30 protein-coding genes are annotated in these 26,998 nt (G+C 59.4%); all 30 read left to right on the forward strand.

Annotated elements, in window-relative coordinates:
• The first annotated feature begins 37 nt into the window (after positions 1 to 37).
• The 30 genes from ILFOPFJJ_RS07300 to ILFOPFJJ_RS07445 all read left to right on the forward strand — a co-directional run bounded on the left by ILFOPFJJ_RS07300 (position 38) and on the right by ILFOPFJJ_RS07445 (position 26,976).
• Positions 38 to 1,216, forward strand: coding sequence for a tyrosine-type recombinase/integrase (locus tag ILFOPFJJ_RS07300; protein ID WP_173509855.1), 1,179 nt, complete (start codon positions 38 to 40; stop codon positions 1,214 to 1,216).
• Complete coding sequence (locus tag ILFOPFJJ_RS07305; RefSeq protein ID WP_173509856.1) at positions 1,216 to 1,632, forward strand: hypothetical protein; 417 nt, start codon at positions 1,216 to 1,218, stop codon at positions 1,630 to 1,632. The genes ILFOPFJJ_RS07300 and ILFOPFJJ_RS07305 overlap by 1 nt, the downstream gene beginning before the upstream one ends.
• A gap of 118 nt (positions 1,633 to 1,750) precedes the next feature.
• Positions 1,751 to 1,924 carry a helix-turn-helix transcriptional regulator gene (locus tag ILFOPFJJ_RS07310; protein ID WP_282438582.1) on the forward strand — a complete coding sequence of 58 codons (174 nt, stop codon included), beginning with the start codon at positions 1,751 to 1,753 and terminating at the stop codon, positions 1,922 to 1,924.
• Positions 1,921 to 2,118 carry a hypothetical protein gene (locus tag ILFOPFJJ_RS07315; RefSeq protein ID WP_173509858.1) on the forward strand — a complete coding sequence of 66 codons (198 nt, stop codon included), beginning with the start codon at positions 1,921 to 1,923 and terminating at the stop codon, positions 2,116 to 2,118. Before ILFOPFJJ_RS07310 ends, ILFOPFJJ_RS07315 begins: the two co-directional genes overlap by 4 nt.
• A 244-nt stretch (positions 2,119 to 2,362) precedes the next feature.
• Entirely contained in the window at positions 2,363 to 2,644 is a 282-nt protein-coding gene (locus ILFOPFJJ_RS07320) for a hypothetical protein (RefSeq protein ID WP_173509859.1), read from the forward strand.
• Positions 2,645 to 2,900: 256 nt separating this feature from the next.
• Positions 2,901 to 5,258, forward strand: a complete 2,358-nt coding sequence (locus ILFOPFJJ_RS07325; RefSeq protein ID WP_173509860.1) for a DNA-primase RepB domain-containing protein — start codon at positions 2,901 to 2,903, stop codon at positions 5,256 to 5,258.
• Between the two features lie 234 nt (positions 5,259 to 5,492).
• Positions 5,493 to 5,798, forward strand: a complete 306-nt coding sequence (locus ILFOPFJJ_RS07330; RefSeq protein WP_173509861.1) for a hypothetical protein — start codon at positions 5,493 to 5,495, stop codon at positions 5,796 to 5,798.
• A complete protein-coding gene (locus ILFOPFJJ_RS07335) occupies positions 5,795 to 6,205 on the forward strand; it encodes a hypothetical protein (protein WP_173509862.1) in 411 nt (136 codons plus the stop codon). Before ILFOPFJJ_RS07330 ends, ILFOPFJJ_RS07335 begins: the two co-directional genes overlap by 4 nt.
• Positions 6,202 to 6,432, forward strand: a complete 231-nt coding sequence (locus tag ILFOPFJJ_RS07340; protein ID WP_173509863.1) for a hypothetical protein — start codon at positions 6,202 to 6,204, stop codon at positions 6,430 to 6,432. The genes ILFOPFJJ_RS07335 and ILFOPFJJ_RS07340 overlap by 4 nt, the downstream gene beginning before the upstream one ends.
• A gap of 2 nt (positions 6,433 to 6,434) precedes the next feature.
• A complete protein-coding gene (locus tag ILFOPFJJ_RS07345) occupies positions 6,435 to 7,610 on the forward strand; it encodes a hypothetical protein (RefSeq protein ID WP_173509864.1) in 1,176 nt (391 codons plus the stop codon).
• Positions 7,611 to 7,977: 367 nt separating this feature from the next.
• Complete coding sequence (locus ILFOPFJJ_RS07350) at positions 7,978 to 8,193, forward strand: HNH endonuclease (protein WP_312032689.1); 216 nt, start codon at positions 7,978 to 7,980, stop codon at positions 8,191 to 8,193.
• A 109-nt stretch (positions 8,194 to 8,302) separates the two neighbouring features.
• Positions 8,303 to 8,689 carry a hypothetical protein gene (locus ILFOPFJJ_RS07355; protein WP_173509865.1) on the forward strand — a complete coding sequence of 129 codons (387 nt, stop codon included), beginning with the start codon at positions 8,303 to 8,305 and terminating at the stop codon, positions 8,687 to 8,689.
• Entirely contained in the window at positions 8,655 to 10,553 is a 1,899-nt protein-coding gene (locus tag ILFOPFJJ_RS07360; RefSeq protein WP_173509866.1) for a terminase large subunit, read from the forward strand. The genes ILFOPFJJ_RS07355 and ILFOPFJJ_RS07360 overlap by 35 nt, the downstream gene beginning before the upstream one ends.
• A 92-nt stretch (positions 10,554 to 10,645) precedes the next feature.
• Entirely contained in the window at positions 10,646 to 11,818 is a 1,173-nt protein-coding gene (locus tag ILFOPFJJ_RS07365) for a phage portal protein (protein WP_173509867.1), read from the forward strand.
• Entirely contained in the window at positions 11,815 to 12,450 is a 636-nt protein-coding gene (locus ILFOPFJJ_RS07370; RefSeq protein ID WP_173509868.1) for an HK97 family phage prohead protease, read from the forward strand. Before ILFOPFJJ_RS07365 ends, ILFOPFJJ_RS07370 begins: the two co-directional genes overlap by 4 nt.
• 63 nt (positions 12,451 to 12,513) lie before the next feature.
• Positions 12,514 to 13,752: a phage major capsid protein gene (locus ILFOPFJJ_RS07375; RefSeq protein WP_173509869.1), complete on the forward strand. Its 1,239-nt coding sequence runs from the start codon at positions 12,514 to 12,516 to the stop codon at positions 13,750 to 13,752.
• 33 nt (positions 13,753 to 13,785) lie between these two features.
• Positions 13,786 to 13,962: a hypothetical protein gene (locus ILFOPFJJ_RS07380; protein WP_173509870.1), complete on the forward strand. Its 177-nt coding sequence runs from the start codon at positions 13,786 to 13,788 to the stop codon at positions 13,960 to 13,962.
• Positions 13,959 to 14,531: a head-tail connector protein gene (locus ILFOPFJJ_RS07385; RefSeq protein ID WP_173509871.1), complete on the forward strand. Its 573-nt coding sequence runs from the start codon at positions 13,959 to 13,961 to the stop codon at positions 14,529 to 14,531. The genes ILFOPFJJ_RS07380 and ILFOPFJJ_RS07385 overlap by 4 nt, the downstream gene beginning before the upstream one ends.
• Positions 14,532 to 14,546: 15 nt before the next feature.
• Positions 14,547 to 14,957, forward strand: coding sequence for a hypothetical protein (locus ILFOPFJJ_RS07390; protein ID WP_173509872.1), 411 nt, complete (start codon positions 14,547 to 14,549; stop codon positions 14,955 to 14,957).
• Positions 14,957 to 15,298, forward strand: a complete 342-nt coding sequence (locus ILFOPFJJ_RS07395) for a phage head closure protein (protein WP_173509873.1) — start codon at positions 14,957 to 14,959, stop codon at positions 15,296 to 15,298. Before ILFOPFJJ_RS07390 ends, ILFOPFJJ_RS07395 begins: the two co-directional genes overlap by 1 nt.
• Positions 15,298 to 15,756 (forward strand): HK97-gp10 family putative phage morphogenesis protein, encoded by a 459-nt coding sequence (locus ILFOPFJJ_RS07400; protein WP_173509874.1) that lies wholly within the window; start codon positions 15,298 to 15,300, stop codon positions 15,754 to 15,756. Before ILFOPFJJ_RS07395 ends, ILFOPFJJ_RS07400 begins: the two co-directional genes overlap by 1 nt.
• A complete protein-coding gene (locus tag ILFOPFJJ_RS07405; RefSeq protein ID WP_173509875.1) occupies positions 15,757 to 16,188 on the forward strand; it encodes a DUF3168 domain-containing protein in 432 nt (143 codons plus the stop codon).
• Positions 16,189 to 16,418: 230 nt separating this feature from the next.
• The gene (locus ILFOPFJJ_RS07410; RefSeq protein ID WP_173509876.1) at positions 16,419 to 16,871 is read left to right on the forward strand and encodes a phage tail tube protein; all 453 of its coding nucleotides are present in this window, start codon (positions 16,419 to 16,421) and stop codon (positions 16,869 to 16,871) included.
• Between the two features lie 6 nt (positions 16,872 to 16,877).
• Positions 16,878 to 17,225, forward strand: a complete 348-nt coding sequence (locus ILFOPFJJ_RS07415; RefSeq protein WP_173509877.1) for a gene transfer agent family protein — start codon at positions 16,878 to 16,880, stop codon at positions 17,223 to 17,225.
• A 282-nt stretch (positions 17,226 to 17,507) separates the two neighbouring features.
• A complete protein-coding gene (locus ILFOPFJJ_RS07420; protein ID WP_173509878.1) occupies positions 17,508 to 20,147 on the forward strand; it encodes a tape measure protein in 2,640 nt (879 codons plus the stop codon).
• On the forward strand, positions 20,147 to 20,854 hold the full coding sequence (locus ILFOPFJJ_RS07425; RefSeq protein ID WP_173509879.1) for a hypothetical protein: 708 nt from the start codon (positions 20,147 to 20,149) through the stop codon (positions 20,852 to 20,854). Before ILFOPFJJ_RS07420 ends, ILFOPFJJ_RS07425 begins: the two co-directional genes overlap by 1 nt.
• A 61-nt stretch (positions 20,855 to 20,915) precedes the next feature.
• Positions 20,916 to 21,488, forward strand: coding sequence for a hypothetical protein (locus tag ILFOPFJJ_RS07430; RefSeq protein ID WP_173509880.1), 573 nt, complete (start codon positions 20,916 to 20,918; stop codon positions 21,486 to 21,488).
• The gene (locus tag ILFOPFJJ_RS36440) at positions 21,473 to 21,898 is read left to right on the forward strand and encodes a DUF6950 family protein (RefSeq protein WP_173509881.1); all 426 of its coding nucleotides are present in this window, start codon (positions 21,473 to 21,475) and stop codon (positions 21,896 to 21,898) included. Before ILFOPFJJ_RS07430 ends, ILFOPFJJ_RS36440 begins: the two co-directional genes overlap by 16 nt.
• 172 nt (positions 21,899 to 22,070) lie before the next feature.
• Positions 22,071 to 24,023 (forward strand): phage tail protein, encoded by a 1,953-nt coding sequence (locus tag ILFOPFJJ_RS07440; RefSeq protein ID WP_312032681.1) that lies wholly within the window; start codon positions 22,071 to 22,073, stop codon positions 24,021 to 24,023.
• 85 nt (positions 24,024 to 24,108) lie between these two features.
• Positions 24,109 to 26,976: a hypothetical protein gene (locus ILFOPFJJ_RS07445; protein ID WP_173509883.1), complete on the forward strand. Its 2,868-nt coding sequence runs from the start codon at positions 24,109 to 24,111 to the stop codon at positions 26,974 to 26,976.
• Positions 26,977 to 26,998 lie beyond the last annotated feature (22 nt).

Raw genomic sequence — 26,998 nt, forward strand, 5'->3', positions numbered from 1 at the left:
TGCTATGCAGCGACTAGAATTGGGAGAACCGTTAGGAATGGCCAGGAACCTGCTTACCGCCTTGGAGATCAAGACGAGCACGAAGGCTAAGTTGCGCGACGGCGAAGGATTGTGGCTGCATACAGGCAAGGCCGGCACACGCTATTGGGTGTTCATATACATCCGCCACGGCAGGCGTCGCGAAATGGGTCTCGGCTCTTACGGGACAGGCACCGGCCATGTGTCGCTCGCCGCAGCACGCGTCAAGGCAGATGAGGTCCGAACGATCCTAGGTCGCGGAGGCGACCCATTCAAGGACATGGCCGAGCGTCAGGCGAGGATCAAGCCGAAGACCTTTGGCGAGGTCGCCGACGAGTATATAGAAGCGATGACGCCGAAGTGGACAGGCGCAAAAACGGTAGTCGGCTGGAAGCAATTTGCCCGCGAATTCGCCAAGCCGATCCGCAAGGTGCCGGTAGCCGAGGTGTCAACAGACGACGTGCTGCGGGTGCTTAAACCGCTCTGGCACGAAAAGCCTGCGGCGGCAGAAAAGACGCTGACGCGCGTCCGGCTCGTGCTCGACGCTGCCAAGGCGCGAAAGCTGCGTGACGGCGACAATCCTGCCCAGTGGAAGGGCCTGCTCGACAAGCTCCTAGCACCACAGGACGCATTGAATCGCGGACATCATGCCGCAATGCCATATGCCGACGTTCCGGCCTTCATGACGAAGTTGCGCGCGGTTGACGCTATGGGCGCACTGGCGCTGGAATTCACCATCTTGACGGCCGTTCGAACCAGCGAAACGAGGCTGGCCACGTGGTCGGAATTCGATCTGGACGCGAAGGTCTGGACGATCCCGGCGAAGCGCATGGGGAAGGGGAAGCGTCAGCATCGCGTGCCGCTCTGCGACCGTGCCGTCGAGATCGTGCGGGAGATGCAGGAAAAAAGCCTCAACGACTATGTATTTCCCGGCATCAAGGCGAAGAAGCCGATATCCCACCAGACAATGGATTACGCGCTCAAGGCAGTTGTCGAGGGCTACACCGTCCACGGTATGCGCTCGACTTTCCGCGATTGGGCGGCAGAGGAAACCGACCATCAGAGCGAGATCGCCGAGGCTGCATTGGCGCACGTGGTTGGCGATGAAACCGAACGCGCCTATCGGCGTGGCGACGTGCTGGCGAAGCGAAGGGCGCTCATGGCCGATTGGGCTGCGTATTGCTTGGGCGGTGTGTGATGGCGAAGATCGGCCACATTTACTGCCCGAAGACCGCGGACCTTCGCGCCAAGATGCACGACGGCCGCGATCTTGAGGCATTGCGCGAGACACGAGCGCTGCTGCGGGAGGGTTTCGCCTCGCGCCCGTTCCTGAGGTTCGTGGCCGACCTTCTTGCGCCAAAGCCTAAGGATCGAGGGCAGCCGAAACGGCCGCCTGCGCGGTGGCTGGATATCGGGGAACGCTATGATCAGGTTTACGGCGACAAGCGCGAGCGGGAGCACGACCCCACGAAGTTGTCTCACCAAGAGGCGCTGGCCGCACTGGCCAAGGAATTCGGCGTGCACGAAAATACGATAGCGCGGGCGGTAAAAATCTACAAAGCTGCCCGAGACGAGCACGGCGAGTTGGTAGGGGAAGCCCTCACCACAAAGTAATCCGATTATCTCGTTGTGACTTTCCAGGGGTAAACGCCTAGTTAGTTGTCACCTTCAACAAAGACACAGAGGTGATAACATGCAACACAGCAACGACAACACGCCGCGCCTTATCTCGATGAATGAGGCGTGCCGGATGACTTCACTTTCACGAACAGCAATCAACGCAAAGCGCGCGGCCGGGACTTTCCCCAAGGCAGTTTCGCTCGGTGGTCCCAAGCGCTTTGCTTTCGTCGCGAGCGAGGTCGCCGAATGGATCGATGCGCGCATCACTGGGAGGGCTGCAGCATGACCGAGAAAATCGTGGAGCTCTGGAATGAGCTTGGCGTGCTAATCAAGGGTGCTCGCCTATTGTCCGAAGAAGTGGCGGCTAGAAGTGCCGTGTGCTCACCGCAAGAAGACTTGGCAGACACAGTTGAAGACGCAGCAGTAGTTATGGATAGGCTGCGCCCGCTCCTGATGGGAGCCCTTGCATGCGCGAAATAACGAACGCCGGAACTCCGGCCATCCCTTGACGCTCCGCGACGTTCGCCGGTTATTTACTACCAATCACACATTTCCGCCAACCAACTGACCGGCCGCGCGCCGGAGAGGAGGATCCTTGCGCCCTGAAATCACCACTAGCGATGCTGTCACTTTCTGCGTAACGGCACCCACTCGCCAGGTCGAGCGAGTTGCCGAGGCTGCCCAGCAGCGTCTCAAGCAATCGGCCGAATGGAGAGCATGGAGAGTGTTCGCCGTCGACATCAAGGAAGAATCCGACGAGCTCGTCCGGATCAACGTTTTCGCCGACCCGGCCGATGGACGCCCAAGCCAGACGATCCAAGTGTTCTCGTTCTTGGTGAGCGCGGACGGGAAGCGCCGTTCGCCGCGATTTGAAGCATTCCTCGTCGCCTGCGGCATCCGCGAACGCTGCGACGACACGCGCGAGATCGAAGGTCGGTACTTCGCCACGCGAAACGGTGGTCGCGGCGCCGACGACTTTGGGTCGCTCGCGCTGGCGATTGGGTGAACCGTGAGGATCCTCGACATCAAACCTGCTGCCAATCCGGGTGGCGGGCAGGTGAGGCTCATCGCGAATTTCGATCTCGAACTGAACGATAGTGTTCGGATGTATGACCTCAAACTAATGGAGACCTTCGACGGCAGGCGTTTGGTCTACGCCCCGAACGGTAACGGCGGAAGGCGCCTTGCGACATTCTCACCTGCACTGGCCACAGTGATCACGCAAGCAGCAATAGCGAAACTCAGGGGGCACGTTACGGCCGATGGCACCACTTCCCAAAATTAAAACTCCACCCGTCGCCGCATTCGATGAAGCGGCCATCCGCGCGCACTGCGCGATGCTGCATTCACTTGCTGACGGAATCAACGGCGTCCTAGTCTCCTCCGTGTTCTTCGCGAATACAACGGGTGGCGCTGACGTCGACGGAGCAGTGTCCCATCATGCGATCGGCGATGTAGATGGCACCGTCGAGGCGATAATGGCGCATGCGTCGACGGCCGGCGCCAATTGCTACATTGGCCTCCAAGTAATGCGACGCGGTCTCGGGCGAGGCAAGCGTGGCACCGAAGCCGATATCGTAGCTGTGCTTGGCCTCGTTGCCGACATGGATAGCGATAAGCGTATGTCGGGTTCTCTGCCCTTGGACGCCAATCTGGTCTTGGAAACATCGCCAGGCAATCAACAGCCCTTCATTCTATTCGACCGTCCAATTCCGCCAGCCGAAGCAAAGCCACTTGCCGCTGCATTGAAGCGCGCAACCGGAAGCGACCACGGCACGGCGGACATCGCTCACGTCTGGCGAATACCCGGCTGCCTCAACTGGCCAAACAAAAAGAAACTTGAGCGCGGCCGTTCCATCGAACCGGTAACGGTCATCGTGCAGGATCATTGGGACGGCACGCTGACGTCCGTCGAGGAACTTCGCGGGGCATTGGAGCCTTGGTCTGGGCCTGCGGCGGCGGCAGCGAGCGTCACGCTTGGTGAACTTCCGTCGGTCAATGGGATTGCTGTCACCGAAAATGCCAGCGTGCTTCTCGCCGCCTGTGATGTTGGTGACCGCTCGGAGCACGCCGCCCGCGTCGTAGAGCAACTTGCCTTCGACGGTTATACCGCTGAGCAGGCGGCCTCTCTCTTCTTATCTTCGGAGGGCGACTGGTTTCACCGCTACACAACGGAACAGCGGGCACAGAAGGATTTCGCGCGGCTGTGGGGTAAATTCGGCGTGCCGTTGATTGAGGAGCGCGAGGCTCAAGCGGAGAGGGGCAAGCAGTTCGCGGCAGCGATGCTATCTAAAAGGTCGGTTCCCGCGCCCGCAAACGACAACATCAAGCCGAATCTTTCCGACACGCCCAATATGCACCCGAGCCCCTTCACGCCTGAAGCAGCTGGCGGGCTGCTGGCCGAGATTGCCACGTGGGTCAACAGTACGGCAATCGTGCCGGTGCCGGAGCTATCACTGGCCGCTGCCATTGCACTCCTCGGCGGGTGCTTCGGTAAGAAGGCGATCGGCCCAACGAATGCCGGTGTGAATATCTATTTTTGTACCCTTCTGGCGACGGCCGGCGGCAAGGGTCACCCACCGAAGGCAATCCGCGCGCTGGGCGATCTCTGCGGGGCGCAAGGGGCGGTCAGCAACGGCGACCCGACCAGTTATGCCGCCATTGAACGGATGCTGCGGAAGAGCATCTCGACCGTGGCTGTTCTCGATGAGTTCGGGATCCTGCTCCAGGACATCAACGGCCGGAATCAAAACTCCGCGTCGGCGTCCATCCGTAAGATGCTGCTGGCCATTTTTGATCAATCAAACTCCGTGTTCGACGGTCGCATATACGCCAGCAGCGAAACCAAAAAAGACGACGGGCCGTTGATTGGGCCTGCACTTACAGTGCTGGCTATGACGACGCCGTCGACGTTGTACGCGGGCCTGAGCGCCGCATCGGTGTCCGACGGCTTCATCAATAGGTTCGTATTTGTCACCGGGTCACGCGATGAGGACGGGGTACGCGTTCCCAGCCTAGATGTTGACTTGAAGCCACCCGCAAGCCTCGTGGCCGCCCTGCATCGCGCCATTACACAGTTCCCGAAGCCGCCGGCCGGTGCGACTAAGGCCAAGATACCTTTCGAGGGCGGAGAGCATGGAGAGGCCTACAAGCGTTGGGGCGAGATATTTCTGTGGCAGCACCGGCGCGGGTGGGATGAAGTGTACAACGACATCAATGGCCGCGCCGCCGAGAACACCGTTCGCCTTGCCGCGATCAGGGCTATCGGTAGAGATGCCGGCAAACCATCGATCTCGCTCGATGACGTCGAATGGGCATGGGCGGTCGTCTACCGCTCAATCGAACTGATAGCCAGTGGCGTGTCCCGCCACATGTCATCCAGCCCCGCTGAGGCGCTTCGCAAATGCATAGTCGAGATCCTGCGCGAGGCTCCCGACCACACGATAGCTTACTCGGCTTTGCTGCGAAGGAAGGGCGTCCGTGGAAGTGATCTGCGCGAAGTCGACGGTGCGCTCCAGTACCTAATTGAGAGCGACGAAATCCGCATTCTGGGAAAGCCTAAGCCGGGTGCAGGAAGCAAATTCCAATTGCTGGATTTGGCAACAGAAACGGCAACGTAGCAACGGCGTCCCACCCCAATATCACAATCGTGGCAACGGTTGCAGTCCGTTGCCACGCTACAGCAACGAGAAAACATATATATATCAATGATATATATAAAAAATATCTCTCCATTGCCATATTGCCAAGATGGTTTTCACTCCGATTTTTGGTCCCTTTATCTGGGTGCCAAAAGCATGTTGGCAACGTGGCAACGTGGCAATGGCCAACTCATCCAACCCAAGGAGGACAGCATGACCGCATCAGCATTCGCAGAAAAACACAACCTCTGCGCCGTCCCAGCGGACGTCGCTCGAATCAAACGTCAACTTCGGGATTTCTACAGTGCCGTCGAGAAGATTGACCGACCTGGCCATCATTACATCCAACTGCACAATGGTGACGCTGTTCGCGCTGCTCTTGCACGCCAGGGCGATCTGTGGGGAGGCTTCGGCGCTGGAATCGCCTTGGCGGAGATGCCCGCAAATTGGCCGACCAAATATCGGGCCAGTGTCAGCTATCATCTGGCGCCATTGCTGGAGGAGGTTGTCAACTCGTGACCGTCTTTGAGCGCCACCTGAAAAACATTCCCCACCTCGTCGAACAAGAGCGGGACGTCGATCGATATCTCCGAGCATTATCCTCGATGGTCGATGCGCTCGACGCCGAGGCCGACGGTGCATGCGACGTCGACACCGCACTAGAAGCCGCCAGGGAGGCCATCCGATTCATCGCGGACGATGCTTTTCGTCGCGGCTTCGAGGCCTGCCACGAAAATGTCGTTACTCCACTAAGGGAGAGCACAATCCCCCGCGTAGCAGCCATAAGCGAAATGCGCCGGCACGGTGAGCGGGTTCGCCAGACAATCGTCGCGAAGTTCGAAGAAGCGCCAGGCGTGCCCAACCAGCTCACCGTCGACATCGATGAGGTGGAGTTGCCGAAGCCCACTTTGAGGATCCAGCAATGAACTGGTCGCCCAAAGAACTCCGGCTCACGAAGGCGCAGGCCGACTTCCTCAGGACCGGCGAGAGTAGCGCGCACCGGCGAGTCAACGAGCGAACCCAGCTTATATTGGAAGCCAGAAAAATGTTCGGGCCGTGGAAGCAAAACGACGACCTGACATACAGCCTGCCGCTTTCGGCAAAAGGGCAAGCGGTCTTGTCACGCTACCAAAATCGGAAAACGAGGGGATAATCATGGAACGCACCACCGCCGAACATCGTGCAGCTGTTGACGCCTGGCGCGCCACAGCGCCCAAGGATGACAGCGACATTTTCGAAAAGCCGCGAAAGTCGACAAAGCCCAGGCACCGTGACCTGTCAGAATTGTCGGCGCTGCTGGCCATACGCAATAGACCAGTGGGCGCGATCGAGGATGGACCTAAGCAGCCCTTGCCCATCGTGCAGACGAACTGGCGATTGACGCCGGCCAACGACAACAAGAAGCCGGAAGACTTCGGAACCGAGCGCGCCGTTGAGTACATTCCGTCGCCCGAGGCGATCAAAGAATCGCTGACCGATGTGGTGATGAAATATCGCCAAGAGCCGATGATGCTGCCGGGGATGATCTGGGATGAAGATCATGCGGACGCGATGTCGAAGCGCGAGATCCACGCCATTCCGGTTGACGGTGATTTCGAATGCGGCACGCACATCGACGAAGATGGTAAGCCGCATAAGGTAATTGTCCGGATTGGCAAACTCCGATTCAGCGACGGCACACAAACCGAGCCCGGCCACAAGCTTGTTGAGGGCAAAGTCGTGAACTCGCCGATCAAAATGCCAGTGGGCGCCATGTTGGGAACGCGCGAGAAGTCGACAAGGGACAAGGGATCAGCTCCCGATCCCTTGGAGGAGGCGCTGACGTTTGATTACTTTGCAGGACGCAATGACCCGCCTGGGCTGTTCAAGAATGTCCAGACGGCGCGCCCTGTGAAGAAAACCGATCGCCGACCCAAGGAGCCGCCGACTACCAAGGCCCAAGATCGGCAAACGCTGGCCGATGCTATGGCCAAAACAAATGTGCCAATCACGAAATGCCACGATGGCTTCCCGGCCGGCCCGCGCAACCTAGCACAGCTATTCCCAGGCCTCGTCAAGGTCGCGACGGGCGACAGCGGATTTCACACCTGGCAGGACGTTGTGTCTGAACGAATTGACCGCGACCTGTGGTCTGAAACGCTCCAGGCGATGAAGGATGAAGACATCTCGATTTTGACCCAGGCCACGGAGGCGAAGAGCCTGAAGCAGATCGGCGAGGCGCGCGGCTACACGGGCAAATACGCGATTGCGGCGGGTCGGCGACTGCTTGTGGCGGCCAACGACAATTTCGAGCGCGCCATGGAGATCGCAAAAGAAGCGCGCCAAGTCTGACCTTTCGGCAGGCTCATACCCCTATAACTATGAAGGGATGAAATCCCGCGCCCGCCATTGTGCAATCCACAGGCTACCAGGCGCATTTGGACGACTGCGGCATTCGTCTATTGCCTGCACTTAGGTTGATTCGCGGAGGATCGCCGACGTTGGCCCATCGTCGTCGGCGTGCCGATGTGCCGACGACAATCGTCGCGACGATAAATCAGCGCCGATATCGGCGGTGGCGACGATCATCATCAACAGACCTGGCGGCATGACTCCTATCGAGAATAGTTTCGGTTCGAATCCGGCCCGGGGAGCCAGGGCAGCATGGCACCACCTCTACGACACAGCACGATGGAGGCGCCTGCGTGAAACGCAGCTGATGTCAGAGCCGCTTTGTCGCTTCTGTCTTGAGGTCGAAGACGTAACCGCGGCAGACACGGTCGACCACATAACCCCACATCGCGGCCAGTTGGATCTGTTCTTCGATCCTTCGAATCTCCAGTCACTTTGCAAAAGCTGCCACGACACCCATAAGCGGCGCATGGAGCTCGGCAAGGATGTCATACGGTTCTCTCCAGACGGCTGGCCCATCTAGTGGGAGGGGTGGGTCAGATCGCTCCGGCAGTGCCGAAAGCCCGACCTGCGGGCCACCACAACGCACGCACCTGCAATTCAGAATATGACCCCATCGGAGGCTCGCTCATATGCCAAGACCGAGGAGCCCGCTCGGCAAGGCAAAGACCGAGGGGCGTGAGAAGATAAACGCTGGTCGTTTCAACGGTCGCAAGGAGCCGAAGGCCAACGGACCTCTCGGCGCTCCGCCCTCGTGGATTAAAGACAGCGAGGGCTGCAAGGCCAAGGCCGCCTGGCTGCTGTTTCAAAAAGAATTGCCTTGGCTCAACCAGTCGCACCGTACCCTCGTGGGTATGGCTGCAAGTATTCAGGGCCGCATCATGGCCAACCAGGATGTTGGCGTACAGGCAATGAATCTGCTTCGCCAGATGCTTGGGCAAATGGGCGCTACGCCGGCTGATGCGACGAAAATCGTGGTGACGGATGACGAAGAGGAGAAGGACGACCTCCTCGATTGAGGGTGGCCCGGCGCTTGAGCGCGTGAATGAATATGCGCAAGCGGTCATCGACGGTCGAGAGATTGCCGGCCCCCATGTTAGAAATGCCTGTCGCCGTCATTTCGACGATCTCGCGAGCGGCCACAGTCGGGGGCTGTGGTGGGATGACGAGGCCGCTACGCGCGTTTTTCGTTTCTTTGAAGAGCGCCTAAAGCTCAGCGAAGGGCAGTTCGAAGGTACGCCGTTCCGATTGCATCAGTCGCAAGCATTTAAGCTCGGTTCGCTATTTGGCTGGAAGAACGCGCACGGCAATCGCCGCTTTCGGCGCGCCTATATCGAAGAAGGCAAGGGAAACGGAAAGTCGCCATTTGCCGGTGGTGTTGGTCTCTACGGGATGATGTCCGACCAAGAGGCTGGCGCACAGATCTACGCCGCCGCGGCGACGAAAGACCAAGCGAACATCTTGTTCCGCGACGCGATCAAGATGAGGAATCAATCTCCGAAGTTGTTGGAGCGCACAAAGACCAGTGGTGGGCCAGGCAAGGAATTCAATCTTGCCTACCACGCCAAGAGCTCCTTCTTCCGCCCTCTTTCGAAAGAAGCTGGGAAGACTGGTTCGGGCCTTCGTCCGCATTTTGCGTTGTGCGATGAGGTGCATGAGCATCCTGACCGATCGGTCATGGAGATGCTCGAGCGCGGCTTCAAGTTTCGTCGGCAGCCGCTGCTGCTGATGATCACCAACAGCGGCAGCGATCGCAATTCGGTTTGCTGGGAAGAGCACGAGCACGCAGTACGCGTTGCCGCTGGTACCCGCGAGCCTGACGACGATTTCACCTATGTCGGTGAAGTCATCGACGACACGACGTTTGCTTACGTGTGCGCCCTCGACAAGGACGACGACCCGCTCGAGGATCCAACTTGCTGGAAGAAGGCTAACCCACTCCTCGGCACGATCCTCACGGACGATTACCTCGCAGGCGTGGTCGCCCAGGCCAAGCAGATTCCCGGCAAGCTGAACGGCATTCTTCGGTTGCACTTTTGCCGTTGGACGGATGCTGACAAGGCGTGGATGCCACGCTCCACTGTCGAAGGTGTGATGGTCGATTTCGAGCCCGAGGAAGAGCACGCCGGAAAGCCGCTCTTTATTGGGTGCGACCTATCTGCGTCCAAAGATATGACCGTTCTGGCCTGCGCCGTTCCGACCGGCTTCAAAGAGATGGAGCGCCCCGACGGCTCGTTGGTCAAGCTGCCAACGTTTGACGCATGGGTGGAGGCTTGGACTCCTGGTGATACGGTCAAGGCACGCGCGGCAGCCGACAAGGCACCATACGAGCAATGGGTCGAAGCTGGTTGGCTCAATGCGCCGCAAGGTCCACGCATTCGATATGATTTTGTCGCGGCACGCGTTCAAAAGCTTTACGAGCACTTTGATCTTCGCGGTATCGCTTACGACCGATACGCCTACGACAAATTCCGCGAGGAGGTCGAGGCGTTGGGTGTTGTCGTCGAGCATGTGGCGCATCCACAAGGTGGGAAGGTGAGGGCACGTCCCGAGCCTTCCAAGATCGATGCGGCCAAGGCTGCTGGATTACCTGCACCACAGGGCTTGTGGATGCCTGGCTCGGTCACTGAGATCGAGAACATGATTATCGACGGGCGAATTCGGCTCCGTCGGAATCCTGTGCTCATGACAGCCCTTATGGGCGCGACCTTCGATCGAGACCCACAGGACAATAGATGGTTCGTGAAAGCCAAGGCATCGGTTCGTATCGACGCCGCAGTGGCGCTCGCAATCGTAATAGGTTTCGCCACAGACGGCATGCCTGAGCCTGTTTCGCAGGTATCTCCGTGGGAAAATCCTAACTTCAAGATAGCGGTGGTTTGATGTGGCCATTTAGAAAAGCCGCCGCGGAAACGCGAGCGAGTCTGGAAAACCCGAGTGTTCCGCTTTCTGACGTGAACGCCTGGCGTACTCTGATGGGCGAATGGCACGGGGTGGCCGGAGTTGTCGTGACGCACGAAACGGCGCTTGAAGTGCCGGCAGTGTGGTGTGCGGTGAATTTCATTGCCAACACGATCGCCAGCCTTCCACTGCAGGTGTTCAAGAAGAGCGGAGAGGGACGTGACACCGTCGAGTCTGACCCGCTCTACAGCATCCTGCATGACGCGCCGAACGACGAGCTCACGTCGTTCATGTGGCGAAAGGGCATGATGATCAACGTCCTACTGCGTGGCCGCGGTGTTTCGTTCATCGAACAAAACAAGGCCGGCAGGGTGATGAGCATCTGGCCCCTCGACACCGACAAGTTGACGATCGAGCGCAAGAGCGGTCGGAAGCTTTACCACTACGATGATGGTGGACGGAAAGTTACCTATGCCGCCAACGAAGTTCTCGACCTGACTTTCATGCTGAAGCCCGATGGCGTGTCTCACGTCGATCCGATTAGCAAGCTGAAAGGTGCGGTTGGCCTAGCGCTTGCGCTGGACGAGTACGCCCGCAAGTTCTTTGCAAACGGTGGCGTGCCTCCTTTGGCGCTTTACGGTCCGATGCCGTCTCCGGCAGCTGCATCGAGGGCGTCGCAAGACGTTGAGAAGGCGGTTCGAGACGCCAACGCCGAGCGTCGAAACGTCATGATCATGCCGACCGGGCATGAGTTGAAGGCCGTAGGCGTCGATCCGGAAAAATCGCAGATGGTGGAGTCCCGCCGTCTCGGGATCGAGGAAATCGCGCGCATTTACGGCATCCCGCCCGTCTTCCTGCAGGATCTAACTCACGGCACGTTCAGCAACACCGAGCAGCAAGACCTCGCGTTGACCAAGCACCTGATCTCTCAGTGGGTTAAGGCGTGGGAACAAGAGTTGAACCTTAAGTTATTCTCGGCGCGAAATCGCACAAAATTCTGCGAATTTAACCTCGATTCGCTGATGAGAGGGGACTTCCGCACTCGCATGGAAGGCTACGCAAAGGGCATCCAAAACGCGATTTACACACCCGATGAGGTACGCGCGATGGAGAACTGGCCTAGCAAGGGCGGCGATGCCGAACTGTTGCACATTCAGGGCGCGACTGTGCCGCTGGGCATGCAAAGCACCGCGGCCCGCCAGCCAGCCAACGACAACAAACCGGACGACGAGGCACAAGCCGCATGACGAAGATCGAGAAACGTGGCGGCACGCTTGGCGTTGAAACCCGCGCCGAAGACGAAAAGCGGACCCTTGTAGGGTATGCGGCCGTCTTTAATTCGAGTGCCGATATTGGCGGCTGGTGGACGGAGAGCATCGCGCCTGGTGCCTTTGCGGGCACCATTGGCGGAGACGTGCGAGCCCTCGTCGATCACGACATGGGGCGCGTTATCGGGCGCACCGCCAGCGGGACGTTGCGTCTGTCCGAAGACAGCAAAGGCCTACTCTGTGAAATCGACATCCCGAACACCACTGACGGTAATGACCTTTGGGAGCTTGTCGAGCGGGGCGATATTTCTGGGATGAGCTTTGGTTTCCATGTGACCAAGCAAGAGTGGGACGAGACTGTCGACCCACCCGTCCGCACCATCCAGGCTGTCGACCTCATAGAGGTCAGCGCGGTCGCGTGGCCGGCATATGACGACACGACGATCGGCAAGCGAGCACTGCAAGAATGGCGGGATACTCACTCTGCCACCAACAAGCCCGTCGAGGGCAACGAAGATCCGGCGGCGACTGACTTGCCGGTGCGGAGCGCCGCCTCGGTGAGAGCGCGGCTTTCCATGAGCCTGGACCTGAAGGTCCGAAAACGCGGCTAGTCGCCGCACAAAATCATCGAAACAACAGGCGCTTCGGCGCCTTTTTTAATGAGGTTAGTCAATATGACTATTGCAGAACTTCGCGCCAAGCAGGAACAGCTTGTTGCGGAAGCCCGCTCCGCCCTTGCTGAGATCAACAACGACACCAAGGAAGAGCGCGTTGCCGAACTCGAGCAGCAGCATGACCGCGCCATGGCCGAATATGACCGCATCGAGGCGCGCGTCGCACGTGAGCAGAAGCTTGCCGAGCGCGAGCGCGACCTGAATGCCGCTGACGATCGCCGCCCGAACGGTGAGGACCGATCGGTGCACGGCGGTCAGCAGGAGAGCGTAGACGAAGCTCGCGCCGCAGCCTTCCGCAGTTACCTGCGTCACGGCCTGGAAGACATGCCGGCGGAGCAGCGCAAGATCGTTCGCGAGATGCGCGCCCAGGCGGTCGGGACGGATTCCAAGGGCGGATATCTTGTGCCGGAAGGCTTCATGGCCGAATTGGTCAAGTCGCTCAAAGCGTGGGGTCCGATGTTGGATCCGGGCATTACACGTGTGCTGACCACGACCGCCGGCAATTCGATTCCGTGGCCGACGATGGACGACACCTCCAATGAGGGCGCGCTCATCGGCGAAAATACGCAGGTCACCGAGAGCGAAGTGGCGTTCGGCACAAAGACGCTCGAGGCCTACAAGTACACCTCCGGTGTTGTGCTGGTCTCCGCCGAGCTCCTGCAGGATTCGGCCATCGATGTCGAGGGGACCGTACGTTCCGCGATGGCCGAGCGCATCGGCCGTATCGGCAACCGCCACCTGACCGTCGGTACCGGCTCGAGCCAGCCGAACGGCATCGTTACTGCCGCGACCGCTGTTACCGGCGTTGCCGCTGCGGCTGCGATCACCTTCGGCAACCTGATCGATCTCTTCCACGCCGTCGACCCCGCATACCGCGACGACCCGTCCGCTCGCTGGATGTTTAACGACGGAACGCTGAAAGCGCTTCGGAAGATCAAGGATGCGGAAGATCGGTACGTTTGGCAGCCGGCCGACGTGAGAACTGGCGCACCCGCCACCATTCTCGAGAAGCCGTACAGCATCAACCAGGCGGTGGCCGCCATCGGCGCCTCCAACAAGTCGGTCGTTTTCGGCGCCTTCAACCGCTACGTCGTCCGCATGGTCCGCGAGTTTGCGATCCGTCGTCTTGTCGAGCGCTACGCGGATTACGATCAGACCGGCTTCATCGGCTTCACGCGCCTGGACGGTGAGTTGCTCGACGCAGCCGCGGTCAAGTCGCTCCAGCACGCAGCGTCCTAACGAGAGGAGGGGGGCTTCGGCCTCCCTATTCCCATGAAAATCAAAGTTTTGTCGAGCCTGGCTGGCGATACATTTTCATACCGCCGCGGCGAGGTCGTTGACCTCGATGTTTTCAAGGAGCAGGTGGGCGGTGGTTGGGAGGATCTTGGCGAGATCCTCGATGACGCTGCTTCGCCGACAATTGCACCGCAGAAAGTTCGGAAGAAATGAACGAGTGGTCGCGGCTGGTTAGAACGGTTGCGCCGGAAGGACCGGCCGTGACCCTTGCAGAGGCCAAGCGCAATCTGCGTGTTTTTCACGACGATGACGATGCGGACATAACGTCCATGGTCGCTGCCGCAGAGGCTGCCATCGAGGGGCCGAATGGTATCGGAATTGCGCTGCTGCAGCAGACGTGGCGGCTGTCACTGGACTATTTCCCCTGCGAGATCATCGTGCCGCTCGGGCCGGTGATCGGCGTCACGTCCGTTACATATCGGGACGGTGCCGGCGTCGAGCAGACTGTCAGCGGTCTGCGATACGATTTAGATCAGCAGCCACTGCGGATATGGCCGGCTCGCGATACTGCGTGGCCGTCAGTCACCTGCGAGCCAGGTGCGGTGAAAGTCACCTTCCAGTGTGGCCATCAAACGCTGCCGCAGGATCTGCGCTGGGCGATTCTGCTGCTCGTCGGTCACTTCTACGAAAATCGAGAGGCGGCGGCAGACGGTGGCTTGGCTGAGTTGCCGCTGGGTGTCTCTGCGATCATCGAACGATATCGAGTTGGCCGGATGGCCTAGCAAAGGATTTTTCCATTGGCAGATATTTCGATTACCGCCGCGAACGTTGCGGTGAGCAACAACGCCGTCGTGGAACACGGCACGGCCGGAACCACTGTGACGGCGGGTCAGGTGGTCTACAAGAACACAGCCACGGGCAAGTATGAACTGGCTGATGCCGACAGCGCCACCGCCGCAGTGAAGCGCCCCATCGGGGTGGCGCTCAACGGCGCCAGCAACGGCCAACCGCTTGCGATTCAGAAGTCAGGTGACATCACCATCGGCGGAACGCTGGTGGCGGGCACCGCCTATTACCTGTCGCCAAATCCTGGCGGCATCGCTCCGCTTTCTGATGTTCTTTCAGGCGACGATGTCGTTCTGCTTGGCCTCGCTAAGTCGACGACGATCCTTTCGCTCGACATCCAAATTCCCGGTGTGACGCTCTGATGATCGGCGGAGGCAAACTAGACCGGCGCCTCCGCTTCGAGAAACGCGAAGGGCAAGAGGATCAGTACGGCAACACCGTATCGACGTGGGTGCTGCAATTCACCGAAGCCGCCCATCGCGTGTGGCTGCGTGGAGGTGAGACGGTCATGGCTGCCCGCCTTGAGAGTAGGCAGCCAGTGATAATCACAATCCGCAATAGCGCGCGGGCGCGGACTGTGACCGCGGATTGGCGTGCTGTCGATACAAGAGACGGTCGTGTCTACAACCTTCGGGAAAATCCGAAGGAAAGTGACAATCGCGGCTATCTCGAAATGCTTGCGGAAGGCGGAGTGGCGACCTAATGGCGATTATCGGCTTGTCACGGTTGACCAAGAAACTGAGGCGCATTCCGCAGGCGGCGAAAGACGCAGCCAAGGCTGCTGTCGTCCAAGGCGCGAACGAGATTGCGGCTGTGCAGCGCGCTCTCGCACCTGTCGATGATGGCGAACTCAAGGATAGCATCCACGTGACGCCGCCTGGCGGGACGACTCCGCCGTATTCCCAGCCGGGCGGATCGCGCACGGCGGGACCTGAAGAGGCAATCGTCACGGCCGGCAACACTCGCGTGCGTTACGCGCATCTGGTGGAATTCGGCACGGCGCCGCATACCAACGGCGGAATGTTCGCCGGGAGTGAGCATCCAGGCACTGCGGCACAGCCGTTCTTCTGGCCTGGCTACAGGGCCGTCCGCAAGAGAGTTCGCGGTCGCGTCACGCGCACCATCAACAAGGCGATCAAAGACGCCGCGACGGGTGGATAAATGAGCAGTGCCGCGGAACTCCAAAAGCTTTATTACGACACGCTCAAGGCTGACAGCGCGATAATGGCGCTAGCTTATGGCGTCTATGACCGTGTGCCGGAGAAGCCATTTGGCCCTGTCGATGCCGCCGGCAATACAGAGAAAACGGCCTACATCGTTCTCGGCGAAACTGATGACGTTGAGGACGATGCCGAATGCATCACCGGCCTGGAGAAGAACACCACTATCCATGTGTGGTCGCGCGCTGTCGGTAAGGTCGAGTGCAAGCGTCTGGTAGACCTTGTCCGGAAGGCGCTGCATCGGCGGCCTCTCGCACTCACGGAGAATGCGCTGGTGGACATTTGGGTCGACACGACTCGCGTCTTTTCTGACCCGGATGGACTCAGCACGCATGGCGTCGTCCAAGTGCGCGCAGTGGTCGAGGAGCCGTGATGGCATGGGCCGTCTTCCATGAACCATTCGAATACGACCGCCGTCCGCTGCAAGCTGTGGCGTTCTCAATAAGCACAGGCGGCCCGCAGCAATGGCCGCGTGATGTCGTCGACGCCGCAGTCGTGGCTGGCAAGGCGACAGAAGTTAGGCCGCCTCCCAAGCGGCAACCAAAATCAACCAAAACACCAGCCGCCTAGCGCGGCTTTTTCTTTGCCGAAAGGAACGGCCGCATGGCTAATGCTGTAACTGAGAAATTCGAAGAACTGATCCTCGACGTCGAGTTCGATCCTGTCGGCGCTGCCGGCGTTTACACCGCTGTTTGCGGCCTCATTGACGTGACCATTTCGAGGCAGGCAAACGTCGATACCGCAGAAATCCCGGACTGCGACGACGAATCCAAACCTCTCAGCATCGAGAAGCAGGTTCGCTCGATTGAAGTTTCCGTGTCGGGCACTGGCGTGTGGGCTCAGTCTTCGCAATCCAAACTGAAGGAATGGTTTTATTCCTCGGCAACGAAGAACATTCGGTTGCGCGACACCAAGGCAGCGACCGGCGATATCGAGGTCGAGGCTGGGCCGGCACTTCTGACGCAGCTTACCAATACCCGCACCAAGGGGCAGAAGGTATCGGCTGAGGTCGAGATCCAGTTCGACGGCACGCCGCAGCGCACGAACAAGGCGTAGTGGTGCATGGCCAGAGGGGTTGACCTAACGTGGGCAGGCGGCGAGCACGCTTTCCTGCTCACGATCGATCTACTGCGCGCTCTTGAGGACAAGTGCGACGCAGGACCCGCTTGGGTGTTGGCTCGTCTCGGATCCAATCAATGGCGAGTTGACGACGTGATCCAGCCAATCAGATTGGGCCTGGAGGGGGGCGGACTGGAAAAAGAAGCCGCCCGCAAGCTGGTTAAGCGGCACGTCGAAGATCGTCCGCTCACCGAATCCGTCCTCACTGCGCAGGCCATTCTTATGGCTGCGCTTTACGGCGGCGAGGATGATACCGATCAGGGGGAGCCGAGCGCGGTAGCGGCCGAATAAAGTCGCTGCCGCGGGGGAAGATCGATTGGGCCGCGCTCTATAAATGGGCCGGTGTCCTGCACCTCGATATCGGCGCCATGACGATGTTTGAATTCGCGTGCGCGACACAGGGATTTGCTGAAGCCAACGGCGCAAAGCCGAAGGGCGGATCCATCAGCGAAGACCGGCTCTCCGAGATGGGCATCGAGGGCTTTTAGCGGCTACCGCCATAGTGGCTGCCGGCTGAGTTTGTCGGCAGGTGTCTCCCAAAGCATAACAGCACATTAGCGAAGGTCGGTGACGATGGCCACTGATGACATGCAGCGTCTTATCGTCTCGCTCGAGGCGCGCACGAAGGCATTTGAGAACGCGCTCAATAGGGCGAACAACGTAGCCAACCAACGAGCCAGGGCGATCGACAAGCGCTTCAAGGATCTGAATAAAAGCGTCACTGCATCATTCGCAAATATGCTCAAGGGCGGCGTAGCCATTGGCGGCGTTGGCCTCGGCACGCGCGAAATCACGCAATACGTTGATGCGTGGACGGAAGCCGGCAACAAGGTCAGGGCAGCAGCCCAATCGGCAGGTGTGCAAGCACGATCGCTTGATGCCCTGAAGGACGGAGCGAACGAAGCTCGCGTTGCACTTGGCGATTATGTCGACTTGTATGCCAGCCTCATCAGGTCTGCATCTGGCGTCGCCAAGTCGGAAGAGGAAATCGCACGCGCCACGACCATTGTGTCCAAGGCGTTCAAGGCGGGCGGTGCATCTGCGAGTGAGCAGGCGGCCGGCATTCTGCAGTTGGGTCAGGCGCTCGGCTCCGGAGTTCTGCAGGGCGACGAACTGCGGTCGCTGCGCGAGAATGCGCCGCTAATCGCAAAGGCGATCGCCGACGAATTCGGTGTTACCATCTCCGGCCTTAAGGATTTGGGCGCGGAGGGTGCCCTCACTTCGGATCGCGTGTTCAAGGCTATCCTGAATGCGCAGAAGCCGATTGAGGCTCAGTTCGCGGCAACCAATGCCACCATTGGCGACAGCTTCACCCAACTGCGCAACAATCTGACGCAGTACATCGGTACTCAAGCCGAGGCTTACGGCGTCACGCAGACGATCGCCAACATTCTTGGTGCGCTCGCCAGCAACATCGATTCAGTCGCTAACGCGGCAGCCGCGGCGGGCCTCGTTTTGGCTGCGACGTTCGGCAGGGGAGCGGTCATTGCCGGCGTGGCGGCACTTGCAAATCCATTTGTTGCCATCGCCGCAGCAATCGGAGCTGCAGCTTTTGCACTATCGGCATTTGGCGATGGCATCCAGCCGATACAGGGCGATCTTGCCAATCTGCAAGACTACGCGGCTGTAGTTTGGGACGGCATTAAAAACGGCGTTGTCGAGGTCTCGGCCGTCATTTCTGACACGTTCCTAGCAATCGCAAATATTATCTCCGATGCGCTCGGCGGGGCAGAGGTTTCCTGGTCTGATCTCGCTGATTTCGCCGTCACTGCTGCGGACCAGATAATCAACTCCTTTGTGCTGGTCTACGACACGCTCGTGACGACATTCACGAAGTTGCCAGGCGCGATTGCCGAGGCGGTCGTGAACGCAATGAACTCGATGATCGGCCTTGTCGAGTCCGCCATCAACAAAGTCGTCGCTGGCGTAAACCAAGCGATTGGCGCCATAAACGGAGCAGCCAGTGCTGCAGCGACGCTGATTGGTACGGGTGGCGCGGTCGGCTCTGGCATGGACCCGAACACGCGTCCTGCAGACGTCAAAGTCATCGGCGAAGTCGGCGCGGTAGAACTGGGCCGCATCGAAAATAGCTATGCAGGCGCTGGGAAGGCTGCCGGCGCAGCATATGCCGATGCAATGGCGAACACGGCAAGGACGAGAGTTCGCGATGCTCTCGGCTCAATTAGGGACCAGGCAAATGCACGAGCGGCCACTCGCGAAATAAATCAGCAGCCATTTAATCCGCTGCCTCCTGTTGGCGGAGATGATCGAAACACTGCTGGGTTTGGTGGCGGAATCGGCGGCGCGGGTGGCGGAAGTGGCGGTCGCAGGGGCAGTGGCGGTGGACGAGGCGGGGGCGACGATTTCCAGCGCGAAATAGAGCAGATCAAGGAACGCACTGCTGCGCTGCAGGCCGAGACGGCTGCGCAGGCAGCCGTCAATCCGCTTATCGATGACTACGATTACGCGATCACAAAAGCCAGCGCTACGCAGGAACTGCTCAATGCGGCGCAGCAGGCTGGACTTGAAATCACGCCGGAACTGCGGACCAAGATAGACGAGCTCGCCGAAGGCTACGCACAGGCAACTGTTGCATCTAACAGGCTGGCAGAAAGCCAGGAATTTGCCAGGCAGACATCCGACGACATGAAGTCGCTCGGCAAGGATGTCATGGGGGGCTTCATCAAGGACTTGCAGTCTGGAAAGTCCGCGAGCGACGCCCTTGCTAACGCACTCGGAAAAATCGCAGACAAGCTACTCGACATTGCCCTCAACAGCATATTCGAGGGCGCTGGTGGTGGCATCTTTGGTGGTCTGTTCAGTGGCCTCGGCAGCATTTTTGGCTTTGCTAAAGGCGGCGTAGCTGCTCACGGCAGACCGCAACCGTTGAAGACCTTTGCGCGGGGCGGGGTGTCGAACACCGCTGCAATATTTGGTGAGGCAGGTCCGGAGGCAGCAGTTCCTCTCCCTGATGGGCGAAACATTCCCGTCAAGATCATGGAGCCGCGAATTCCGCAAGCAACTGCGAAGTCGAATGATGTGGTGACCGTCGTCCTGCAGGATGACTCGGGTCGCATGGCTGATATCGCAGATCAGAGAATCCAGACTGCAAGCGGCACGATTGTGAATGTGGCTGTCGCGGAATCAAACAAACGCGTCGTGCCCACGATGGCGAAATATCAGTCCGAAAAGGCGGGTGGGGAGTGGCGCTGATGGCTCAGATTCTACAATGGCCGCTCTGCACCTTAAGGCCACAACAGGCTTCCGCCAACCTCGTGCCTTTCTCGAGGAGCGGCGGCAGAACGCTCGGCGGCATCGAACCAAGTACCCGCACGGATTTGGGATTCTGGAGCCTAGAATACTCAAATATTGTCATGCGCAACAACCGGCGCGAAGCCTGGCAAACCTGGCAAGCCATCCGCCAAAAACTCGGCGGCAGATCCGGCTTAATCGCGGTTCGCGTTCGCTCCAGCCTGTCGGCGCCGTACGTCTCCGGCAGGTTTGAGCCTGTCATCGAGGCAGAGCACAGCGACGACTCGCCGTTTGACGACGATACGCCGTACACGCAGGGCGCCATTTCGGTCGTGACCGACGGCGTTACTGCGGTTGGCGCAACGTCCATCCGACTGCGCATCATCAATGCCGACGCCAATCTTGTTGGTGTCAGATTCAGCTACAACCACGCCCTCTATGAGACCGGACCAGTCACCAGCATAGACGGCGATATCTGGACCGTGCCGATCTCGCCTTCGGTGCGCGAGCTAATTCCTGCCGGCGCCGATATCGAGTTCGACCAACCGACGTGCCTTTGCCACCTAGCCGAAGACCGCGGCATGGACATCGACCAGAACGCGATCGGGAAGTTTTCGCTGCCATCTGTCTCGTTTGTGGAGGCGGTGGATTACTGGTCGAGCTTATGAACGGCTGCCGTAAACAAGAGTGGCGGGCAGGTCGCATATTAACGGCTGGCATAGGTAACACATGGCCATAAAGTCATTGCGCATCCTCTGCGACGTCGAGTTGCCGGAGGAGACAATCCGCGTCTGGGACGGCTCAGGCGGCACGTTCGTCGACGGCGATGGTAACTTCTATCGGCCGGCGCAGTTCACGGAGGACGCGCTGCAGTCGATCGAGGCGGCGATCAACGGCGAGGCGTTCACGCTCGCGCTGTCGCTCATCTCTGTGAGCCAGTCGGCTGCCGATAGCATCTGGGATTATGACGAGGCGACGAGCGTGCAAGGCTCCCCGTTCGTTGTGAAGTTGCAGATCCTTGACGCGGACGAACAGCCCGACGGCGACCCGATCGTGGTGTTTACCGGCGAGATCGACAACCTCGATGTTGCCGACGAATCCACTGCAGACGGCATCAAGTCAGTCGTAAACCTTGAGGTCACGAACCGATTCACGCTGCGCACAGTCACTAACGGTGCGGTGCTTTCGGACGTCGACCAGCGAGCACGGTCTGCGTTGCTGAATCCATCGGCAGCCGACGACGAGTTCTGCAAGCGCGTGCCGCTGATGCGGGATCAGACGATTAAATGGCCGAACTGGTAGCAGCCGACGATCCGCAAATTGCGGACACGCTGGCTGCCTTCCTCGCCAACAATAACACCCGCCAATGGCAACCAGGCCACGTCGACTGCTGCATGGTGCTCGCTGACTGGGCTATTTGGCTTGGTCATCCGGACCCAGCGACGCACCTGCGCGGCGCCTACGACAGCGACGAAGGCTTTCGCGCGATCATAGCTGCGGCGGGCAGTGTTCCCTCTCTGGTCGCTACGTGCATCCCACGAGGCGGCAAGCGCATACAACACCCGCAGCGCGGCGCAATCGGCGTCATCGGCAGCCCAACCAATATCCATCGCCAATTCGGCGCCATCCATGACGGCAGCGGCTGGCTCGTGCGCATGCACGGCGGATTCGGCCGGATGACGGCGCGCACTTTGGCTGCGTGGCATATCTAGCAAGGGGGCGAGATTGCCTGGAATTATCGACAGCATCGCGTTGATCGTGTCGTCGCTTGCGACCACGACTTTTGCGGCGAACGCTCTTTATCTCGGCACGTATGCAGCAATTACGGCCGGCCTGACGCTCGGTGCCAGCTTCATTCAAGGCGCGTTTGCCTCCAAGCCGGAAGTGCCGAAGCCCGACGATGGCAGCTACAATCTGAAGCAAAGCGTGCCGTCTCTTCCGTACGTGCTTGGGCGCACAAAGAAGGGCAGCGACTACGTCTTTCTAGAAGAGGTCGGCGGCGTTGCCTACCACATCATGGTTTGGGCTGGTCACCGCATACAAGGTTACGTGCAGCACTATCTGCACGATGACAAAGTCACGCTGAATGTAGACGGCGGCGTCACCGACCCCGGCCACTACGACAAGGACGGGGTAAGTTTCGTCCACATCAAGACGAAGCTCGGCCTGAACGCCGAGACGGCTCATTCCGAAGTAGTCACAGCCTTCCCGACGATCTGGAACAACAACTGCCGCGGCGACGGACTCGCGTCCGTTATGATGAAGGTCGCGACCGTCGACAAGAAAGAATTTCTCGACGTCTTCCCGAACCAGATGCCGGAGCACTCCGCAGTCGGCGACGGCGCTCGGCTATACGACCCGCGAAAAGATTCGACACAAGCGGGCGGATCGGGATCGCATCGCTACACCAACCAGAATACGTGGGAGTTCTCGAAGAACCTTTCGCTAATGCGGCTCTGGCACCTATGCCATCCGGTTGGCGGCAAGATGTCTTACGAGAACATGCACCTGCCAGACTGGGCCAACGCAGCAAACGTTTGCGACCAGAACGTAACCAATCGCACTGGCGGCACGGAGAAGCGCTATCACGGCGGTTTCTGGTTCCGCGCCAGCAACGACCCAATTGAAGTTGGCCGCATCATGGACGAGGCGGCCGAAATGGTCGTCTACGAGCGCGCCGACGGTAAGATTGGTGTGCATGCCGGCGAGTTCGTCACGCCAGACGTGCGGCTAACGGCGAATAGCATTTTCAGCATCCGCGTCGACAAGAACAAGCGCCGCGCCAACACGGTTCTCGGTGTACGCGGGCGGTATGTGAACACCGCCAAGGACTACATCACCGAGGACGCGGCTATTTATGGCGATCCCTATGCCGTTGTTGACGACAACACGGAGCGCACGCGGACATTCGAGAATGCGGCAATCCAGAGCCACAACCACTGTCAGCGGAAGCAAAAGCTGACGTTCGTTCGTGCCAATGCTCGCAAGGTGTCGGTGGTTGCCGATTATACCGCCGATGGCGTGCGCGACATTCCTTACCGGCGCTTTGTGACGGTGCATTACCCGTCGCGAGGACTTGCTGAGGCGACGGTTGAAATAACATCGAGCGTGACGATCGATCTGCGCAACATGCGGATTTCGTTCTCGGGGATTCTCGTGTCTCCGTCGTTGTACGATTTCAACGCCGCGACGGAGGAGGGCGAGCCTGGCGAATCAGTCGAGCCGTTGCCAGACTCTGGCGTGCCGGTTCCGGTTGACTTCGCGGCGTCCATCCAGACGGAAGTTGTCTCGGGCGGCGCCACGGCGGCATACATCAATGCGACGTGGGACTTTGTTGCGAGCACCCTGACGTACGAACTCGAATACGACCGCACGAGCGGCTCGACGGGCGTGCAATCGGTGTTTTCGGTCGCTGGTGCGACGCAAGTGCGCTCCGGCTATCTCGTCGATGGCGAGGAATACCGAGTCAGGTTGCGGGCGTGGGGCGGCGGGTCTAAGTCCGAATGGACCGACTATGTGCTGCTGACCGCTACGGCGGATCCTGTGGCACCTGGTCCGGTTACGGGCGTGTCTGTAACGCCGTCGGCGGGGCAGGCTGAGTTCCAGTGGACCGCACCAAACAGCGCCAACTACTTCGCTTGCCGCATCTACATCAACACCGTGAACGACTTGGGCACGGCGACGCTTGCTGCGACAGAATACGGGCCGCCAAGCGCTACCGACCTGCGCGTCGTTACCAGTTTGACGGCCGGCACTTATTACGCCTGGCTGCGGTCGATCAATCCGTCTGGCGTTGAAGGCACGGCGGTCGCGACGGGCTCGTTTGTCGTGACCTGACGCGCCGCTGTAGCGCCAAGCCAACCACCAAAAACCGATCTTCCGGCCCGCCTTCGCGCGGGCCTTTTCTTTACATGGAGAACGCATGGCTATCACCGCAGCCGAAGTCTGGCGCGACTATGAAACTGATGGCGTGCCGTCGTCTGGGTCGCACAAAGTCAAGAAGAACAATGCCCGTTCGTGGGGTGCATGGGTCGAGGGCGTAGTCAACGCCTTCACGGCAAGCGACGGTCGACTTTTCACGTCTCTTGCTAGCATCAACGTGTCGCTGGGCTATACGGCTTCAACGATGGCGTGGGTGATCGGTGATCCGGTTGCTGCCAACAATGGCGTCTATCAGAAACTTGGGGATTCTGGAACGGGTTCGTGGGTACGGCGCGCCGACTTGCCGTTCTCGTTCATTATCGCGAGCGACGCAGGCGCCGGTACGGCTAACGCCATTCAGGCGACGACGAGCATTCCGGTCAGCGGCTCTGCGTTGGTCTGGATGAATATCTTTGAGGCCAACACTGGCGCAGTAACGGTTTCCTTCAACGGCGAAACGCCGCTGACCATCAAGACGAACAGTGGCAACGATGTTGCTGCGGGCGGCCTGACTGCCGGCATGATTGTGCTTGGCATTGTATCCGGGTCGACATTCCGTCTTGTGAGCGATCAGGCGAGCTCGGCTGTTTTGGCTGCTTGCGAAGCGGCGAAGACAGCTGCGGAAGCGGCGGCAGCCGGGGTCAACTTCAAGAATGTTGCAAGCAGGAGTGCGCTAAAGGCCTTAAACACGGCCGTGACAACCCTCGCATTTCTCGGCGAGCCAGCCCGCGAGGGCGTGTTCAAGTGGACGACTGGTGATTTCTCGTCGCAGATCACCGCTGACACCTCCGAGGGTGTCTACATCAAGGCCGACGCCATTGCGTCCACCGTTGGCGCTTGGGTTCGGCAGTTTGACGGGCGTGTCTTCCCCGAGTGGTTCGGGGCTTTAGGCGACGGCACCACCTCGGATCAAACGGCTGCTGCAGCGACGGTTGCCTCCGCATTCGCTTCTGGCGATGAGGTGTATTGGACCAATACCTATCTCACCACGGCGAGCGTTTCCAACTTCCACAGTGTGCGGCACTTCGGCCCGGGTATCATTAAGCGAAGCGGGCTTGGCGAAGAGTTGATTATAGGCGGCGGCTTTGCAAGTAGCACTAATTGGGTGGTGGGGGCTGGTTGGTCAATCGGAAGCGGCGTTGCGTCTGTCTCTGGCGCAGGCACCTTCAAAACCTTATATCAGAATTTGCCCGGCCCGTTTGTGGTTGGGGAAACCTATGAGATCACGTATACGGTCACTGCTTACACCAGCGGTGATATACGCGTACGCTTGGCTGTCGGAGCGACCGCCTACCACAGCACGACACTTCGGACTGCGATCGGAACTTACACGGAACAGATAACCGTTACCCAACCAATTGACAGGGTTTATTTTGCTACCGTCATCGACGGCAGTACCCTGTCTGTGGACAACCTCTCCATCCGAAAGGTCGGAACGCAATTCGCCGTTGCTCCGAAGGAGGGACAGGCAAACATTCTCTATGTCGCCGCCTCCGGTGGCTCGGCGTCAAACGACGGCCTATCGTCTTCTCAGCCGTTCTCCACGCTGCAAGGCGCGTTCGACGCGTTCAAGCACTATTGGCCTCTGGATGGCAAGTGGGTGATCAAGCTCGCAGCAGGCACGTATTCTGCCGCTTCGCAGAGGTCAGCTCGGCTTGGGCCTGCAAACGAGACCGAGACTGATCCTGACGCCGACAATTACACGGCCAACGGCATGTCCATGCGCAACATGCTGACCATCCAAGGCCCCGATGTCGGCTATGATCCGGCAACCAACCCCGAGCCTGATCCCACGGCGATATTTGATGCAGCCGGGGCGGCAGCAGTGGGAATTCAGCTGGAACGCCAACTCAAGGTTCTGGCCAAGGATATCAAATTCCAGAACTACAACGGCAGCTCATCGAGCGGCGGCATTGCCGCTGACGGGCATTGCTGGCTGCGCACGGAGAACGTTCACACGAATGCCTGCAACATTGGCCTTGCCGTCTACAACCACTCTCAGATTGAGGTGAAGGGCGGGGCTGTAGAGGCTTGCGCGGTCGGTATACGCACTCTGTTCAATTGCAAGCAGGAAATCGGCAACCAGATCGCCGGCGCTGTAGGCCAAGGGCCGTTCATTCGCAACTGCACGACGGCTGGCCTGCAGGTTCAAGAGGGCAGTACAGGGCACAGCGATTTCGTCACTTATGAGGACAACGCAGTTGGCGTCGACGTACTCATTAATTCGCGCGTCAACCTGAACGGCTCTAACTTCAAGAGGAACACGGTTGCAGTCCGCGCCGCCAGCGCAAACGTGTTCCCGTCTGGCGTAGTCTGGAATACCGGTACGGCGGATGCGAACACGGAAAACCTCCGCATCGTGGATAGTGGTTCCATCGCGGGGCAGAACGCCAACAATTGGCGCACGATCGAACGCAGCACGACGACCTTCACGACAGCGGCGAGCACGGCCGTTCAAACCGCGTTCACAGCAACGCTTGATGCGGGCCTCTACACAAGCGTGCCGAGTTCGATCTACCGCGGAAAGGCGATCAGGTTCAGGTGCGCCGGAACGATCACCGGAACTGCCGGCACCAAGTCTTTCCAAATGCGGATAGGCGGCACCCTTCTGACCGGTGCAGCGCTAGAAGCGGATGCCAACGGGGGCTTTGATGTTGAAGGTACTGTCTATCTGACCGGCAACGCGACGCAGAAAAGCACAATTCGGGCGCTTGCCGGCATCGGTACAAACAGGACCAAAGTCGGATATACGGCTACCGCGGTGAACACAGCCAGCGCTTCGGACCTGTCATTTACGGGGACTGTTGTGCTGGGCAACTCGGCCGACCAGATCGTTGTCGAAGTGGCTGAGCTCGAGGTGCAGGGGTGATGTCTCACGTCTCAGGGCATAA

Source organism: Sinorhizobium psoraleae (assembly GCF_013283645.1).
Classification (GTDB): domain Bacteria; phylum Pseudomonadota; class Alphaproteobacteria; order Rhizobiales; family Rhizobiaceae; genus Sinorhizobium; species Sinorhizobium psoraleae.